Annotated in this window: 12 protein-coding genes; 5 read left to right on the plus strand and 7 right to left on the minus strand. The window is 71.6% G+C overall.

Going from position 1 to position 16,987, the window contains the following annotated elements:
* Positions 1 to 171: 171 nt before the first annotated feature.
* Positions 172 to 1,200: an aspartate-semialdehyde dehydrogenase gene (locus ACFTZC_RS36700; RefSeq protein ID WP_382897627.1), complete on the minus strand. Its 1,029-nt coding sequence runs from the start codon at positions 1,198 to 1,200 to the stop codon at positions 172 to 174.
* Positions 1,201 to 1,415: 215 nt separating this feature from the next.
* The gene (locus ACFTZC_RS36705; RefSeq protein WP_382897629.1) at positions 1,416 to 4,778 is read right to left on the minus strand and encodes a S8 family serine peptidase; all 3,363 of its coding nucleotides are present in this window, start codon (positions 4,776 to 4,778) and stop codon (positions 1,416 to 1,418) included.
* Between the two features lie 255 nt (positions 4,779 to 5,033).
* Between ACFTZC_RS36705 and ACFTZC_RS36710 the strand changes: the two genes are divergently transcribed.
* Entirely contained in the window at positions 5,034 to 5,525 is a 492-nt protein-coding gene (locus ACFTZC_RS36710; RefSeq protein ID WP_382897632.1) for an NUDIX hydrolase, read from the plus strand.
* Positions 5,526 to 5,614: 89 nt separating this feature from the next.
* Positions 5,615 to 6,799: a serine hydrolase domain-containing protein gene (locus tag ACFTZC_RS36715; RefSeq protein WP_382897634.1), complete on the plus strand. Its 1,185-nt coding sequence runs from the start codon at positions 5,615 to 5,617 to the stop codon at positions 6,797 to 6,799.
* A gap of 37 nt (positions 6,800 to 6,836) precedes the next feature.
* Here ACFTZC_RS36715 and ACFTZC_RS36720 read toward each other — a convergent pair whose 3' ends face one another.
* Both ACFTZC_RS36720 and pepN read right to left on the minus strand, forming a co-directional pair.
* Positions 6,837 to 8,090, minus strand: coding sequence for a hypothetical protein (locus ACFTZC_RS36720; protein WP_382897637.1), 1,254 nt, complete (start codon positions 8,088 to 8,090; stop codon positions 6,837 to 6,839).
* 154 nt (positions 8,091 to 8,244) lie between these two features.
* Complete coding sequence (gene pepN / locus ACFTZC_RS36725) at positions 8,245 to 10,824, minus strand: aminopeptidase N (protein ID WP_382897640.1); 2,580 nt, start codon at positions 10,822 to 10,824, stop codon at positions 8,245 to 8,247.
* A 166-nt stretch (positions 10,825 to 10,990) separates the two neighbouring features.
* On the opposite strand from pepN, the gene ACFTZC_RS36730 reads away from it, so the two are divergent.
* Complete coding sequence (locus ACFTZC_RS36730; protein WP_382897643.1) at positions 10,991 to 11,629, plus strand: DsbA family protein; 639 nt, start codon at positions 10,991 to 10,993, stop codon at positions 11,627 to 11,629.
* A 170-nt stretch (positions 11,630 to 11,799) separates the two neighbouring features.
* On the opposite strand, the gene ACFTZC_RS36735 is transcribed toward ACFTZC_RS36730, so the two are convergent.
* The gene (locus ACFTZC_RS36735) at positions 11,800 to 12,441 is read right to left on the minus strand and encodes a superoxide dismutase (RefSeq protein WP_382897644.1); all 642 of its coding nucleotides are present in this window, start codon (positions 12,439 to 12,441) and stop codon (positions 11,800 to 11,802) included.
* 269 nt (positions 12,442 to 12,710) lie between these two features.
* Between ACFTZC_RS36735 and ACFTZC_RS36740 the strand changes: the two genes are divergently transcribed.
* Positions 12,711 to 13,295 (plus strand): biotin transporter BioY, encoded by a 585-nt coding sequence (locus ACFTZC_RS36740; protein ID WP_382897647.1) that lies wholly within the window; start codon positions 12,711 to 12,713, stop codon positions 13,293 to 13,295.
* A 26-nt stretch (positions 13,296 to 13,321) separates the two neighbouring features.
* Here the strand turns inward: ACFTZC_RS36740 and ACFTZC_RS36745 are convergent, their stop codons facing one another.
* Both ACFTZC_RS36745 and ACFTZC_RS36750 read right to left on the minus strand, forming a co-directional pair.
* Positions 13,322 to 14,668 (minus strand): FAD-binding oxidoreductase, encoded by a 1,347-nt coding sequence (locus ACFTZC_RS36745; protein WP_382897650.1) that lies wholly within the window; start codon positions 14,666 to 14,668, stop codon positions 13,322 to 13,324.
* A 98-nt stretch (positions 14,669 to 14,766) separates the two neighbouring features.
* Positions 14,767 to 16,185, minus strand: a complete 1,419-nt coding sequence (locus tag ACFTZC_RS36750; protein ID WP_382897653.1) for an amino acid permease — start codon at positions 16,183 to 16,185, stop codon at positions 14,767 to 14,769.
* A 234-nt stretch (positions 16,186 to 16,419) separates the two neighbouring features.
* Between ACFTZC_RS36750 and ACFTZC_RS36755 the strand changes: the two genes are divergently transcribed.
* On the plus strand, positions 16,420 to 16,911 hold the full coding sequence (locus ACFTZC_RS36755) for a ribose-5-phosphate isomerase (RefSeq protein ID WP_382897656.1): 492 nt from the start codon (positions 16,420 to 16,422) through the stop codon (positions 16,909 to 16,911).
* Positions 16,912 to 16,987: the final 76 nt, after the last annotated feature.

A 16,987-nucleotide genomic window follows, 5' to 3' on the forward strand; every position in this document is an offset into this window, starting at 1 on the left:
GGCGGTTTCGCGGGGGGGGGGGGGGCCCGCAGCCCGCGGTCACTGAGACCGGGAGGCACAGAGGCACCCGCCCCGCCGCCGTAAGCCGTGCTGCGCGGGCCGCCCCGCCGCCGTAAGCCGTGCTGCGCGGGCCGCCCCGCCGCCGTAAGCCGTGCTGCGCGTGCTACGCCGTCACGCCGACAGCTCGGCCGCCACCAGCTCCGCGATCTGCACCGCGTTCAGCGCCGCGCCCTTGCGCAGGTTGTCGCCGGAGAGGAAGAGAGCCAGCCCGTTCTCCGCCGTCTCGTCGGTACGGATGCGGCCGACGTACGACACGTCCTTGCCCGCGGCCTGGAGCGGCGTCGGGATCTCGGACAGCTCCACGCCGGGCGCGTCCTTCAGCAGCTCGTACGCGCGCGCCACGCTCAGCGGACGCGCGAAGCGGGCGTTGACCTGGAGGGAGTGGCCGGAGAAGACCGGCACGCGCACACAGGTGCCGGAGACCTTCAGCTCGGGGATCTCCAGGATCTTGCGGGACTCGTTGCGGAGCTTCTGCTCCTCGTCGGTCTCGAAGGAGCCGTCGTCCACGATGCCGCCGGCGAGCGGCACCACGTTGAAGGCGATGGGGCGCTGGTAGACGGCGGGCTCGGGGAAGTCCACGGCCCCGCCGTCGTGCGTCAGCTTGTCCGCCTCGGCGACGACCTTCTGCGCCTGCCCGTGCAGCTCGGCGACGCCGGCCAGCCCCGAGCCGGACACGGCCTGGTACGTCGTGGCGACCAGCGCGGTCAGCCCGGCCTCGGCGTGCAGCGGGCGCAGCACGGGCATGGCGGCCATCGTGGTGCAGTTCGGGTTGGCGATGATGCCCTTGGGGCGGTCCGCGATCGCGTGCGGGTTGACCTCGGAGACGACGAGCGGGACCTCGGGGTCACGGCGCCAGGCGGAGGAGTTGTCGATCACGACTCCGCCCTGACCGGCGACCTTCTCGGCGAGCGCCTTCGAGGTGGCGCCGCCGGCCGAGAAGAGCACGATGTCGAGCCCCGCGTAGTCGGCCGTGGCCGCGTCCTCGACGGTGATCGGGGTGCCACCCCACTCGATGGTGGAGCCCGCGGAGCGGGCGGAAGCGAACAGCCGCAGCTCGGTGACCGGGAAGTTCCGTTCGGCCAGGATGCTGCGCATGACCGTGCCGACCTGACCGGTGGCTCCGACGATTCCGACCTTCACTGGGGCTCCTTCACTCGCGACTGTCCCGGGAACGCGTTCTCTCATGATGCGTATGTCCCCGGTCGGTTTGTCCAATCCATTGTCCGAGGAGCGGGACAAGCGGACCGGGGACCACGCGAAGGGGGGGACCGGAGACCACGCGAAGGGCGGGCGCCGGCAACGCGAAGGGCGGGCGCCCGTTCGGACGCCCGCCCCTCACCGGCTGTCACACGTGGTTACGGTGTGACGCTCTCGATGATCACGCTGCCGGTGCCCGCGGCCGTACCGCGCGCGTTCAGCAGCTTGACCTCGCCGAAGAACTGCCGGCCCGCCGGGGCCGCGCTGCTCACCAGGACGTTCGCCGAGACCTCCGCCGACGCGCCGGTCGGGAGCTTCACGGGCTTGGAGGCGTCGGCCGTGACCGAGCCCAGGGACGCCGAGTAGTACACGTCGCGGTAGTCGTACGCCGTGGTCCCGGCCGGGACCGAGTAGGCGTCCACCACGATCGTGTAAGTTCCGGCGGCCGGGTTCGCCAGGCTGACGGCCTCCTCCGAGCCCGCCGAGGTCGACGCGCCGAGCTGCACACCGTCCCGGTAGACCAGGAGGTCCAGGTCGGCGCCGTTGTCCGAGGTGCCGCCGATGGCCACGTCGAGCCGCTCGACGCCCGCGCCGAGGGTGACGGTCGTCGTCTGCTGGTCACCGTCCGAGATCGTCGGGCGGGTGACCTTCGCCGAGCCCAGCGAGCCGCCGCCGAGCGTGCCGTCGATCGCCGCGAAGCCGTTGGTGACCTTCCAGGTGACCGGCGTCGCGGTGCCGATCTTCGCCTCGGGGATCGAGGTGACCGCCGGGTCGAAGGAGGCGCCCATCAGCGTCACGTCCAGGGTGTACGGGTTGTCCAGCAGCGGCGACGTACGGCGCGACTCCACCTCGATCTCCCAGACACCGGGCGCCGGGTCCGCGTACGAGCGCACGTCGGGGCGGCAGGTGTTGTTGGGGTTCGGGTAGTTCGGGTAGCAGTTGACCGTCGAGCTGTTCTCCATCGCCACGCCGTACGGGTGCAGCGAGATGAAGCGGGTCTGGCTGTCCTTGGCGAGCCCGCCGAGCGCCACCTCCAGCGTCTTGGCGCCCTCCGGCACGGTGACGAAGTACGACGTCGAGCTGTTGCGCTGCACCGAGCCCTTCGCCGTGACGTTGTACGCGGGCTTCGACGCGCCCGTCAGCTCCTTCGCGACGACCACGGTGGCGAGGATCTGCTTGTCCACGCCCTCCGTGCGCCGGTCGTCGACCTCCAGGATCGCGCTGTGCACCCCGGCGGAACCGGGCCTGGCCTGGACCTTGACGGTCACCGGCTGGTTCAGCGGCAGCTTGACCCGGTCACCGCCGAGCAGCCGGAACGTACCGTCGTCGTACTTCCACTTCAGCCGGTGCTCCAGCGCGCCCTGCCCGCCCGTGGTCCGGGTGATGACGACGTCGTACGTACGGCTCTGGCCGGCCTTCAGCCCGCCCTCGCGGTCGTACACACCGGTGCCGAAGCCCGGGGTCTTCAGGAACTGGTCGAGCGCGGTGTCGACCGGTGCCTTCACGCCGTACTCGTGGGCGGCGACCGCGTGCTTGCCGGAGGCGCGCTCGATCGACTTCCACGCGTCCACGACATCGATCAGACCGGCGCCCTGCTCGTGCGCCTGGAGACCGGAGATCTTCGACGCGGTGCTGGTGAGCGCCGTGCGCAGCTTCGCCGGGGAGAGCCCGATCTTCTTCTGCTTCGCGGCGGAGATCAGCAGCGCGCTCGCGCCCGCGGCCTGCGGGGAGGCCATCGAGGTGCCCTGGAGCATCGAGTAGCCGGGCGGCAGCGCGTACCCCGCCTCCGCGACCGGGCCGCCGGGCGCCCAGGTCTGGGTGGAGTTGATGGCCGCGCCGGGCGCGGTGAGGGTCGGCGTGAAGCCGCCGTCCTCGCGCGGGCCCCGGGAGGAGAAGGGGAGCAGCGCGTACTTCTTCGACACGCCGGAGCCGTAGTTGGCGGCCCAGGTCTCCTTGGAGATCGACGCGGCGACGGAGACGACCTTGTCGGCCAGGGCCGGGTCGCTGATGGTGTTGGTGCCGGGGCCGTCGTTGCCCGCCGAGATGACGAGCTGGACGCCGTAGGTGTCGATGAGCCGGTTGTACAGCTCGGCACGGGCGTTGTTGCCGTCGTTGAGCGGCGGCAGACCGCCGATCGACATGTTGACGATGTCGACGCCGCGGTTGACGACGAGGTCGATCATGCCCTCGGTGAGGGCGACGCTGGTGCAGCCGCCGCTCCAGGTGCAGGCGCGCGAGGAGACCAGCTTGGCGCCGGGCGCCGCGCCGTTCATCGCGCCGCCGAAGAGCCCGTTGGCCGCGGTGATGCCCGCGACATGGCTGCCGTGCGAGCCCTCGATGACACCGATGCTGACGTAGTCGGACGTTGCGCCCGCCGCGTTGTAGACGACGTCCTTGCGGATCTCGACGGTGAACGGGATGCGCTCGACCACCGGGGTGGCCGGGTTGTCCGTGCCGAAGTAGCCGATCTGGAAACCGTCCTTGTACGGCTTCATCGCGGCGTTGTTCGTGAAGTCGCCGTCGTTGTCCAGGTCGACGCGTACGGTGCCGGTCGCCGGGTCGTACAGCACGCCCCACACGTCGGTGGTGTCGCCGTCGCGGTTGAGGTCACCGGCCATGTCGCCGCCGAGGGTGGCCCGTTCGGCGAAGGTGGTGAACTTGTACGAGCCCGCGGGGGCCTTCCACGTACGGCCGGCCGCCGTGAACGACGGGCCGCTGACCGCGCCGTTCATCCGCAGCCAGGTGCCGTCGCCGTCGGAGACCGGGTCGGTGGCGGTCACCCAGTCGACGACCTTGCGCTCACCGGTGGTGGTCTTCTGGAGCGCCGGGTGGCCCAGGTCGATGCCGGTGTCCAGGATGCCGATCGTGACGCCGCGGCCGTCGGCCTTGGGGTGCTTCTTGACGAAGTCGACCGCGCCGGTCTCGAAGGACGGGTTGTACGGGTTCTTCGCGGGCGTCCTCCGGTCCGGCGCCGGGTACTTCTGCACGGCCGGGCTCTTCGCGGAACTCTTGGCCGCGGAGTTCTTGGACGCGGAGCCCGGCGCGGTGTCGGCCGCGGGCCGCGGGTCGTCCAGCTCGATCTCCTGCTGGAGATCGATGCCGTGGACCGACGAGAGCTTCTGTGCCGCCTTGATCGCCGCGTCGGCCTTGCCGGTGGGCAGCGTCGCGCGGACGTAGCCGAGCTTGTCGTACGTCTTGCCGACCAGGGCGCCGTCGACGGCGCCCAGTTGGCCGACGACCTGCTCGGTGGCGCCGGGGGCCGTGGCGATCATCACGGTGACGTTCTTCTCGCCCTCGGCCTTCGCCTTGGCGAGCAGATCGGCGTCGGCCGCGCCCAGCTTGTCGGAGCCGGCGGACGACTTCACGGGCGCGGGGGCCGCCGGGTCGTCGGCGCCCGTCGCGGAGAACGCGGGCACCGTGCCGGCGGCCATCAGCGCGGCCACCAGGCCGGCTGCCGCCGCGACCCGGGCCACGCGTCTCGGCCCGGATATGGAGCTGTTGGATTCGATGGTCATCAGCATCCTTGTTCGGTGAAAGAGGCAGTCCGGGTTTCGGTACCGGATGACCGATCAGCTTTTCGTACAAGTCGGGGTTTTGTGGAGAGCTGCCAGGGGCGCGTTTGAGTCATGGCGGAGATCCGCCACCGCGTCACTTGCGCCAAAGGGTGGAACAAACGGGCGATCGGTACCAGGTCGACCGGTGCCGCGTGCGCGGCCGGTCGCGCACGCGGCACCGCGACCGGCCAGGCCTGCTCGGAGGGGCACTAGGCTCACGGAATGAACCAGGAGCTACGAGTGGCCGCGTACGCCGTGTGCGTCCACGACGGACAGATCCTCCTCGCGCGCTGGGTGGCGAAGGACGGCGTCAAACGCTGGACCCTCCCGGGCGGTGGCATGGACCACGGCGAGGACCCCGTCGACACGGCCGTCCGCGAGGTCGAGGAGGAGACCGGTCACCTCAGCGAGATGACGGCGCTCCTGGGAGTGGACTCGATCCGCCGCCGCTACCCGCGCAAACTGGGCGCCTTCGCCGACTTCCAGGGGCTGCGCATCATCTACGAGGGCCGGATCACCGGCGGTGAACTCCGCCCCGAGGCAAGGGGATCCACCGATCTGGCCGCCTGGCACGCGCTGGACGCGCTCGACGCCCTCGACCGGGTCGAACTCGTCGACGTCGGCGTACACCTGTGGCGCGAACGGCCGGCCCTCGGCCGGGTCACCGGTTCGGAGCACACCCCCGCCGAACCGGGCCCGGCGGAAAACGGCTGAAACCGGGTCAACCTCGGGTGGGCGGGCAACCGGTCGGACGCCGACCGGGTCCTGATCGCCGACCGCGCCCGCAGACACGAGGAGTTCGCATGAGATTACGTACGGTCCGTATCGCCTCCGCCGTGACCCTGGTGGCCGCGGTCCTCGCGGGCACCGCGCAGGCGGGGACCGCCGTGGCCGCGTCGGCCCCCGGGAGCGGAGGAACGGGCCCCGGCGGCCCCGGGCACCGCGCCACCCAGCGCGCCCTCGACGACCTCGTGGAGGAGGGCGTCCCCGGGGTACTGGCGCAGGTCAGGGACCGGCGCGGCGCCTGGTACGGCGTCGCGGGCACCGCCGATCTGACCACCGGCCGCGAACGCCAAGCGCCGGACCGCTTCCGCGTCGGCTCCCTCACCAAGACGTTCGTCGCCACCGTCGTCCTCCAACTGGAGGCGGAGGGCCGGATCGGTCTCGACGACACCGTGGAATCGCTGCTCCCCGGCGTGGTGCGCGGCAACGGCAACGACGGACGCGCCGTCACCGTCCGCCAGCTCCTCAACCACACCAGCGGGCTGTTCAACTACACCGCCGACCCGGAGTTCCGCGACAGGATCTTCACCGAGAAATTCCTGGTGCACCGTTACGAGACCTGGACACCACGCCAGTTGGCCGACCTCGCCCTGACCCACCGGCCGGACTTCGCCCCCGGCACCGGCTGGAAGTACTCCAACACCAACTACGTCCTCGCCGGGATGATCGTGGAGAAGGTGACGGGACGCCCGTACGCCGACGAGGTCGAGCGGCGTGTCCTGCGCCCGCTCGGGCTGCGCGCAACCAGCCTGCCGGGCACCGCCGTCCGGCTGCCCATGCCCTCGGGCCGCGCTTACGCCGTCCTCGCCGCCGACCCGGTGCCGAAGGTCGAGGACGTCACCGAGCTCAACCCCTCGGTCGCGGGCGCGGCCGGCGAGATGATCTCGAACACGGCCGATCTGAACACCTTCGTCACCGCACTGCTCAGAGGCGAACTGCTGCCCCCGCGCCAGCTCGCCGAGATGCGGGAGACCGTGTCGGTGACCGACGGGAAGCCGAACACCTCGGGAACGGGCTACGGGCTCGGCCTGATGCGGCTGGAGCTCTCCTGCGGCAAGGAGGTCTGGGGCCACGACGGGGAGATCCACGGCTCGCAGTCCAGCGCGGTCACGACCGAGGACGGCCGGCACGCGCTCGCCCTCAACTTCAACGGAGACTGGGCGGGGGACATCCAGAAGGTCAACGACGCCGAGTTCTGCGGCTGAGGGCCCGCCGGGGGCAGGCCCTCCCCGGCCCCTGGGCTCACCGCGGCAGGACCACCACCCGCGCCGCCGGATCCCGGTCGTCCGCCGCCATCAGCGCCGTACGGACCACGGTCGCCTGCTGCTCCAGCGACTCACGGAGCTTCTTGGGCGTGAGATGGACGACGGTGATGCCCAGCAGCTCCAGGTGCTCGCGTTTGCGTACCGTCGCCGACCACTGCTCGTCGTCCGAGAGAGCGGGCCCCCGGCGATCGGGCCCCGGGAGATCGGACCCGGGCAGGTCAGGCCCCGCGAGGCCGGACGCCGGGAGGCCGGACACCGCGGGACCGGACACCGGGAGGTCGGACACCGGGAAGTCCCGCCCGGGGCCCGGACGTCCGGCCGCCCGGCCGCCCGGCCGCGGCGCCCGCGTGTCCAGCTCGATCGCCACCGCCCGCTCCGGCCAGTAGGCGTCCACCCCGCCGAGGTGCGGGCCGCCGGGCAGCCGCAGATCGACGTTCCACACCGGCTCCGGCAGCCCGTACGACCGCACCAGCTCGTACAGCCGCCCCTCGGCCAGCGCCCGCCCCTCCGTGAGGAGCGTGTCCACGGCGTCCACCACATGCTGCCGGGAGAGCAGCCCGGACTGGCTCAGCTCCCGTACGACCGTCGCCGGGTCGCAGTGCCCGCTCCGTACCGCCTCCGTGAGCACCTCCACCACGGAGGGCGCGTCCGAGAGATGCGCGACCGCGTCGGCCACCGCGCGCGCCACGGGAGCCACCGGCCGTCCGTCGATCAGCTCGGGCAGCGGCAGCACATGGGCGCGGATCAGCCGGGCGTACCCGGTGGAGCGCAGCCGCCGGGTGCGCGGCACGAGCACGTCGATCCGCTCCAGCGCGAGCAGCGGCGGAGCGGACGCGAACCCGTAGAGTGCCAGCGCCGCGAGCCCCGTGACCATCACCGTGCTGTACGGGGCCGGGGCGGGACCCGTGGCCGGAGCCGTGGCCTGCGTGGCGGAAGGCCCCGGCTGTACGGGCACCTCCCCGGCGGCGGCCGCGGTCGGCCGGCCCGCGTACAGCAGCACCGCGTGCAGCCGCTCCTCCGCGGTCGGCGGCCCCGCGTGCAACAGGAAGACCCCCGGCAGCAGTTGCTGCCAGGGGCCACCGGCCCGGCACCGCGCGGCCGCCCGCCCGGCCGGTACGCCGTACTCCCTGAGCTGCGCCGACGAGAGCACGCGGGAGCGCACATCGGCGGAGAGCAGGGGGAGCGGGCTGGGGGGGAAGGGGCGGGGGGAGACCGGGGTGTTGTTGTTCATGTCCGGGTGTCTCCCCCCGCGAGGCGGGGGGACTAACCGCCGTGACGAATCTGTCGGCAAATCCGGACAACCTCGTACTAAAGTAAGGGTGTTCGACTGCCGATCAGACAGACCGCCTTTCCACCCGTTCCCCGGCCCCGGGCAGGCCCGTCCCTCAGCCCGCGGCCGCCGCGTCGCACTCCTGACCGCGCAGGGACCGCGCCATGTCGTCCGCCGCCTCCAGGACCAGCCGGCGCAGCGCCGGGGCCGCGTTCCGGTGCGCCGCGAGCCAGGACTCCGTCGCCTCCAGCGTCGTACGGTCGTCCTGGAGCGCCGGGAACAGCCCCCGCACCACGTACATGCCGATCTGGATCGAACGCTCCGTCCACACCCGCTCGATCGCGGCGAAGTACTTCGCCGCGTACGGCGCCAGCAGCTCGCGCTGACCGGGCCGGGCGAAGCCCGCGATCGTCGCCTCCACCAGCGCGTTCGACAGCGAGTCCGACTCGACGACCTGCGCCCACGCCTGCGCCTTGACCGCCGCGGACGGGCGCGCCGCCAGACAGCGCACCTGGTGGCGCTTGCCCGACGCCGTGTCGTCCCGCGCCAGTTCGGCGTCGATGACCGACTCGTCGGCCTGCCCGTGCGCCGCCAGCGGCTCCAGGAAGGCCCAGCGCAGCTCCTGGTCGACACTGAGCCCGTCGATCTTCGCCGTGCCCGCCAGCAGGCCCCGCAGGAGCTGGAGGTCCGACGCCGACTCGGCGACCGCCGCGAAGAAGCGCGCCCAGGTGAGCTGGTGCTGGCTGCCCGGCTCCGCCGTCCGCAGCTCGCTCAGCGCGCCCTGCGCCAGCAGCAGCGCGCCCTCCTCGCGCCAGGCGGGTGCCGCGTAGTGGGTGAGCGCCGACCGGGCCCACGCGTGCAGCATCTGGAGCACGCCGATGTCCGACTCGCGGCCCGCGTGCCGGAACACCAGCCCGATGAAGTCCCGGGCCGGCATGAGCGCGTCCCGCGTGAGGTTCCACAGCGCCGACCAGCACAGGGCGCGCGCCAGCGGGTCCGTGAGATCGCCGAGGTGGTCGCGGAGGGTGTCCAGCGACCCGGCGTCGAAGCGGATCTTGCAGTACGTCAGGTCGTCGTCGTTGACGAGGACCAGCTCGGGCCGCTCGGCCCCCGCCAGCTCCTTGACGACCGTACGCGCCCCGTCCACATCGGCCTCGGCGCGCGCGTACCGCACCAGGTCGCCGTCGGCCGTCCGCCGGTACAGCCCGACCGCCACCCGGTGCGGCCGGAGCTGCGGATGCGAGGGGGTCGCGTCCTGCACGACGGCCAGTTCCGTGATCCGGCCCTCGGCGTCACAGGTGAGCTGCGGCGTCAGCGAGTTGACCCCGGCCGTCTCCAGCCAGGCCCGCGACCAGCCCGCCAGCTCCCGCCCGGACGTCTCCTCCAGGACGGCGAGCAGATCGCCCAGCCGGGTGTTGCCGTACGCGTGCCGCTTGAAGTAACGCCGGGCGCCCTCCAGGAACGCGTCCCGTCCGACGTACGCGACGAGCTGCTTCAGCACGGACGCGCCCTTGGCGTACGTGATCCCGTCGAAGTTGAGCTTCGCGTCCTCCAGGTCGCGGATGTCCGCCGTGACCGGGTGCGTGGAGGGCAGCTGGTCGGCGCGGTACGCCCAGGACTTGCGGTTGTTGGCGAAGGTGATCCAGCCGTCGGTGAAGCGGGTCGCCTCCACCATCGAGAAGGAGCCCATGAAGTCGGCGAAGGACTCCTTCAGCCACAGGTCGTCCCACCACGTCATCGTGACGAGATCGCCGAACCACATGTGCGCCATCTCGTGCAGGATCACGTTGGCCCGGCGCTCGTACGACGCGGAGGTGACCTGGCCGCGGAAGATGTACTCCTCGCGGAAGGTCACCAGCCCCGGGTTCTCCATCGCGCCGAGGTTGTACTCGGGCACGAACGCCTGGTCGTACTTCCCGAAGGGGTACGGGTAGTCGAAGTGGTCGTGGAAGAAGTCCAGCCCCTGCTTGGTGACGAGGAAGACGTCCTCCGCGTCGAAGTACCGGGCCAGCCCCTTGCGGCAGAGCGCGGCCAGCGGGATCTCCAGCACCGTGCCGTCCGCGAACGTACGCCGGTAGGAGTCGGTCACCTCGTGGTACGGACCCGCCAGGACGGCCGTGATGTACGTCGAGATCGGCTTCGTCTCCGCGAACCGCCACGTACCGTCGGTGAGCGTCCCCTCCCCGTTGCTCCGTACCGTCCACCCCTCGGGCGCGGTCACCTCGAAGCGGTACGGCGCCTTCAGGTCCGGCTGCTCGAAGTTGGCGAAAACTCGACGGGCGTCGGCGGGCTCGTACTGCGTGTACAGGTAGACCTCGCCGTCCTCCGGGTCGACGAAGCGGTGCATGCCCTCGCCCGTACGGCTGTACGCGCACCGCGCGTCCACCGTCAGCTCGTTCTCCGCGAGCAGGTCCTCCAGCGCGATCCGCGAACCGTCGAAGACGGCCGCCGGATCCAGGTCGAGGCCGTTGAGCGTCACCGCCGTCACGCTCGGCGCGATCAGGTCGGCGAAGGTCGCCGCGCCCGGCTCGGCGCAGCGGAAGCGGATCGTGGTCACGGAGCGGAAGGTCCGTGGTCCGTCCCCGTCCGTCTCGCCGACCGCCGAACGCAGGTCGAGGGCCACCTCGTACCCGTCTACGGACAGCAGGTCGGCCCGCTCGCGGGCCTCGTCGCGGGACAGGTTCTCACCGGGCACGGTCTCTCCTCCGTTGCGTGCTTCGTCGCGGGTCTCGCTCTCCGAAACAGCAACGATCCTCGCACGCGCCGCCGACAACGCGGCGGCGCGGGGAGCGGGGAATGACCTCGGCCGGGCGACGCGTTGACGAGGTCGAGGTGCGTCCATCCGCCATATGAGGAGAGAAATGTCCGCGAAGACTCCTGTCGACTTCTGGTTCGACCCCCTGTGCCCCTGGGCGTGGATGACCTCCCGCTGGGTCCTCGAAGTGGAGAAGGTCCGTGACATCGAGGTCCGCTGGCACGTGATGAGCCTGGGGGTGCTCAACGAGGACAAGCTCGACCAGCTCCCCGAGGAGTACCGGGCGAACATGCTCCCCGGCGGCAAGTCCTGGTGGCCGGTGCGCGTGGTCATCGCGGCGCAGCAGCTCCACGGCGACGAGGTCGTCGGGAAGCTGTACACCGCGCTCGGCACCCGCATCCACAACCGGGGCGAGGGGACGAACCGCGAGTCCATCGCCGGGGCCCTGGCGGACGTGGGGCTGCCCGCCGACCTCATCGACTACGCCGAGTCCGACACGTACGACACCGAGCTGCGCGCCTCCCACAAGGAGGGCATCGACAAGGTCGGCCAGGAGGTCGGCACCCCGGTCATCGCGGTCCCCGGCGCGGACGGCGAGCAGATCGCCTTCTTCGGCCCGGTGGTCACGCCGGCGCCCAAGGGCGAGGAGGCCGCGAAGCTCTGGGACGGCACGCTGATGGTCGCGTCGATCCCGGGCTTCTACGAGATCAAGCGCACCCGCACGGCGGCCCCCAGCTTCGAGTAGCCGCGTACACCGTTCGCGTTCACCGTCCGTCCGCGATCACGGTCCGCGATCACCGAAGGGCCCCCGCGAGTCATGTCCTCGCGGGGGCCCTTCGTCCTTCCGTCCGCGCGTGAAGGGTGAGAAGACGATCACGAGCAGGACGTCTGTAGGTGGCTACAACTCCACGGCGGTCACGGCGCGAGCAGGAGGCTGTGGGCGCGCTCCTTGGCGGACGCGTAACGCTTCGCCACGTCCTGCCAGTTCACGACGTTCCACATGGCCTCGATGAAGTCCACCTTCTGGTTCTTGTACTGGAGGTAGAAGGCGTGCTCCCAGGCGTCGAAGACCAGGATCGGCACGGAGCCCTGGCCGACGTTGCCCTGGTGGTCGTAGACCTGCTCCACGATCAGCCGCGCGCCGACCGGCTCGTACGCCAGCACGCCCCAGCCCGAGCCCTGGGTGGTGGCGGCGGCCTTGGTGAGCTGCGCCTTGAAGCCCGCGAAGGAGCCGAAGGACGCGGTGAGGGCGTCCGCCAGCTCGCCGACGCCGTCCGCGGCGAGCGGTTCACCGCCGCCGTCGCCCGTCATGTTGTGCCAGTAGATGGAGTGGAGGATGTGGCCGGAGAGATGGAACGCGAGGTTCTTCTCCAGCCCGTTGATCGCTCCCCACGACTCCTTGTCGCGCGCCTCCGCCAGCTGTTCGAGGGTGTCGTTGGCGCCTTTGACATAGGCCGCGTGGTGCTTGTCGTGGTGCAGCTCGACGATCTGCGGATCGATGACCGGTTCGAGCGCCGCGTAGTCGTACGGCAGCTCGGGAAGTGTGTACACGGCCATGGCGGGCCCCTCCGGCTCTCTTATTGCACATCTTATGCAACTGCACGCTATCAGCAAGAGTGCCCGAAGGGGGCGCGCGACATCGCCGGCGGCGCGCGGCACACCCCCGGCGCCCCGGGTGCGCGGGTGTGACACCTCCGACAACGCGCTGACCTCCGCTTTGTGGACGGTTGACGGTGATACGCCGGGCGCGCGTGGGTTACGGTCGGGCTGTCCCCGGCGCCCACCACGGCGCCCCGCCACGCCCACGCCCGAACCGCGGAGTCCCCATGAGCACTGCTGCCGCCGCCCCCCGTACCGGAGTGGTTCTCGCCGACCTCCTCCCCGCCAGCCGCACCCGGGACATCGCCCTGGTCCTCGGCGGCGCCGCCCTGACCGGCCTCGCGGCCCAGATAGCCGTGCCCGTCCCGGGCTCCCCGGTCCCGGTGACCGGCCAGACCTTCGCCGCGCTGCTCGTCGGGACCGCGCTCGGCGCCCGTCGCGGTTTCCTCTCCCTCGCCGTCTACACCCTGGTCGGCATGGCCGGGGTGCCCTGGTTCTCGGCGGGCTCCTCGGGCCCCGGCGGCGCCTCCTTCGGCTATGTCCTCGGCATGCTGCTCGCCGCCACGGTGGTGGGCGCCCTGGCCCGCCGCGGCGGCGACCGCTCCGTACTCCGCACCGCCGGGACGATGGTGCTGGGCTCCGCCGTGATCTACGCGGTCGGCGTCCCCTACCTCGCGCTCTCCACCGGGATGTCACCGGCCGCCGCGCTCTCCGCGGGCCTGGTGCCCTTCCTGCTCGGCGACGCGCTCAAGGCGGCGCTGGCCATGGGCGCGCTGCCCGCCGCCTGGAAGCTCCTCGGCAACAAGGGCTGACCCCCGACGCGGGAGGCCGGGGCCCGCTACACCCCCAGCCCCCGCCCGAACAGGTTCGCCGGGTCGTACACCGACCGCAGCCCGGCGAGCCTCTCCGCCGTTCCCGCCCCGTGCAGTCCCTCCGCGCGGGCCCCGTCGCCGAACGAGAAGTTGCGTGAGCGCCCCACCGTCAGCGGGGCGAGCGCCCCGAGGACCGGACCGTACAGCGTCCGCAGCGCCGCCCGGTCCGTGCCCGCCAGCGGGGAGAGCAGCCGCACCAGGAACTCTGCCTCGCGGTGCGGTACGGCGCCCGGCACGTCGGGCTCCTTCGCCAGCGCGCCGCCGAGGTGGTTGAGCAGGACGACGCACATCACCGGCGCCGCGGGCCCCGTCGCGGCCAGCAGCTCCCGCACCGTCCCGGCGTCCGGGGTGCGGATCATCGCGCTGTCCCCGTAGTACGCGTGCGGCTGCTCCGGGTCGCTGTGGACGGACGCCGAGTCGGTGTACGGCATCTCCCGCAGGCTGTCCGCCAGGACCGGCCCGAGGGCGCGCAGCGGCGCCACCAGCCTCTCGCCCTCCGCCGCCGTACCGGTGTACGCGACCCGCACGGACACGGTGTACCGGCCGCGCAGGAACTCCGGCACCATCGGCAGATCCGGGAAGACCATCACGCTCACCCCCGACGTCAGGGTGTCGGGCAGGCCCCGGGTCCACTCCAGGTACGCCGCCACGACCTCGTCGGCCCGCGCGCCGGCGCCGCTCCCCGAGCAGTCGAAGAGCAGCGAGCCGCCGTACAGCCGCGCGACCGGCACCAGGCCGGTCTCCACCTCCGTCACCACCCCGAGCCCCGGCCCGCCCCCGCGCAGCGCCCAGAACAGCTCGGGCTCGTCCGCCGCGGTCACCCGGCGCGGCCGGCCGTCCGCGGTGACGAGCCCGAAGGCGCGTACGTGGTCGGCGGCGTACCCGTACTCCCGCGCCAGCAGCCCGAGACCGCCGCCCAGCAGATACGAGACGGCGCCGACCCCCGGGGCGGAGCCGTTCAGCGGGGCCAGCCCGTACGGCGCCGCCGCCGCGACGACCCGCGCCCAGCTCACCCCCGCCCCGATCCGCGCCGTGCGCGCCACCGGGTCGATCCGTACGCCGTCCATCCGCCGGGTGGTGATGAGCACACCGCCCTCGATCGCGCCCCCCAGCCCGTGCCCGGTGGCCTGGACGGCGACGGGCAGCCCCCGGGCGGCGGCATGGGCCACCGCGGCCGCCACCTCCCCGGCGTCGGCGGCGCCGACCACCAGCTCGGGACGGACCGGGAAACCGGTCTGGAAACCGGCGAGTTCGGTGTCGTGACCGGGGTCGCCGGGACGCAGGACAACGGCGGCACGAGGGGTGTCGGACATACGAGGGGTGTCGGACATGGGTGAGGCTCTCCGCTTCGCTCGGGTGCGACAGATGCGATGCGGAGAGCCTCGACGCCATACCTGACAGAAACCGTCAGCTATTCACCGGCCGCCACGGTGGCCTCCCTGTCCGACCGCCGCTGCCGCGCCTCGCGCACCAGCGCGACCGCCACCACGAGGGCCGCCACCAGCAGCGACAGCAGTACCTGTTCCCGCGCCGCCTCGTCGGTGAGCATGTAGACCAGCACGAACGAGATCATCGCGATCGTCGCCCAGGTCAGATACGGGAAGAGCCACATCCGTACGACCAGCTTCTCCGGCGACTCCCGCAGGATGATCGCGCGCATCCGCAGCTGCGTGAAACAGATCACCAGCCAGACGAAGAGGGCCACCGCGCCCGACGAGTTCAGCAGGAACGCGAAGACCGTGTCGGGCCACTGGTAGTTGAAGAAGACCGCGACGAAGCCGAAGGCCACCGACGACAGGATCGCCGTCTGCGGAACTCCCCGCCCGGTCGTCCGCGCGAACGACGCGGGCGCGTCCCCGCGCCGGCCGAGCGAGAACGCCATCCGGGACGCCGTGTACAGGCCGGAGTTGAGACAGGACAGCACCGCCGTGAGCACGATGACGTTCATGACCTGCCCCGCGTGCGGGATCCCGATCGAGTTCAGGGCCGCGACGTACGAGCCGTCCTTGGTGATCGACTTGTCGTTCCAGGGCAGCAGCGTCAGCACGACGAAGATCGAGCCCAGGTAGAAGACGGCGATCCGCCAGATCACGCTGTTGGTCGCCCTGGCGACGGCGCGCTGCGGGTTCGCGGACTCACCGGCGGCCAGCGTGACGATCTCGCTGCCCATGAAGGAGAACACGACCATCAGCACCCCGGTCAGGATCGCACCGGGCCCCTGGGGGAAGAACCCGCCCGCGTCCGTGAGATGCCCGAATCCGGCACCCGGGTTGTCCGAGCCCGGCAGCAGCCCGAAGACGGCCAGCAGCCCGACGACGACGAATCCGGTGATCGCCACGACCTTGATCCCGGCGAACCAGAATTCGAATTCGCCGAACGACGACACCGACGCCAGGTTGGTCCCGGTCAGCACGAGCATCACGATCAGCGCCCACGCCCACTGCGGAACGGCCGGAATCCAGCCCTCCAGGATCTGCGCGCCCGCCGTCGCCTCGACCGCCAGCACCACCACCCAGAAGAACCAGTACAGCCAGCCGATCGAGAAGCCCGCCCAGCGGCCCAGCGCCTGGTCCGCGTAGGCGGAGAAGGAGCCCGAACTGGGCCGCGCGGCGGCCATCTCGCCCAGCATGCGCATGACGAGCACGACCATCGCGCCGACCAGGGCGTACGAGAGCAGAATGGCCGGTCCGGCGGCCGCGATGCCGGAGGCGGAACCGACGAACAGGCCGGCGCCGATCACACCGCCGATCGCGATCATGGACAGGTGCCGGTTCTTGAGACCGGCGTGCAGGCCGTCGGAGGAGTTCGGATTCCCAGGCTCGCTGGGCATTCCGCCTTCCTTCGTGGGGGACGGCAGGGAGGTCATGCGAGAATCCTTACGTCTGCTGGTAACCCGAATGACGAGCTCCCGCATTCAAGCGTTCGCCTCGCTGTTGACGGAAGTGGCAATTCCGTATCTTTACCCTGGCGTGGCGCTCCGTAATGGAGCGTTGATCTGGAGCACCGCTACCCATCCGTGCCCCAGCCATGCGCGGGCCGCGCCGCGCGTGCCACACTTCGCACCATGCGCGTGTACCTCGGTTCCGACCATGCAGGCTTCGAACTCAAGAACCACCTCGTGGAGTGGCTCACCGCCCAGGGCCACGACCCGGTGGACTGCGGCCCCCACATCTACGACGCCCAGGACGACTACCCGCCGTTCTGCCTGCGCGCCGCGGAGCGCACGGCCGCGGACCCGGACAGCCTCGGCATCGTGATCGGCGGCTCGGGCAACGGCGAGCAGATCGCCGCGAACAAGGTCAAGGGCGTCCGGGCCGTCCTCGCCTGGAGCGAGCAGACGGCCGCGCTCGGCCGCGAGCACAACAACGCCAACGTCATCTCCGTGGGCGGCCGGATGCACACCCAGGACGAGGCGACCAAGTTCGTCGAGACCTTCCTCGCCACCCCGTACTCCGGCGAGGCGCGTCACACGCGCCGCATCGACATGCTCACCGCGTACGAGACGACCCACGAGCTGCCGCCGGTCCCGGCCCACCACCCGCAGCCGGAGCAGTAGCCCCACCCGTGCCGCCGGGACCGACCCCTCCCGGCGGCACAGCCATGCCGCGCCACAGAGGAAGCCGAGGAGCCAC

The organism is Streptomyces sp. NPDC056987, from assembly GCF_042673865.1.
In the GTDB taxonomy this organism is placed as follows: Bacteria; Actinomycetota; Actinomycetes; order Streptomycetales; family Streptomycetaceae; genus Streptomyces.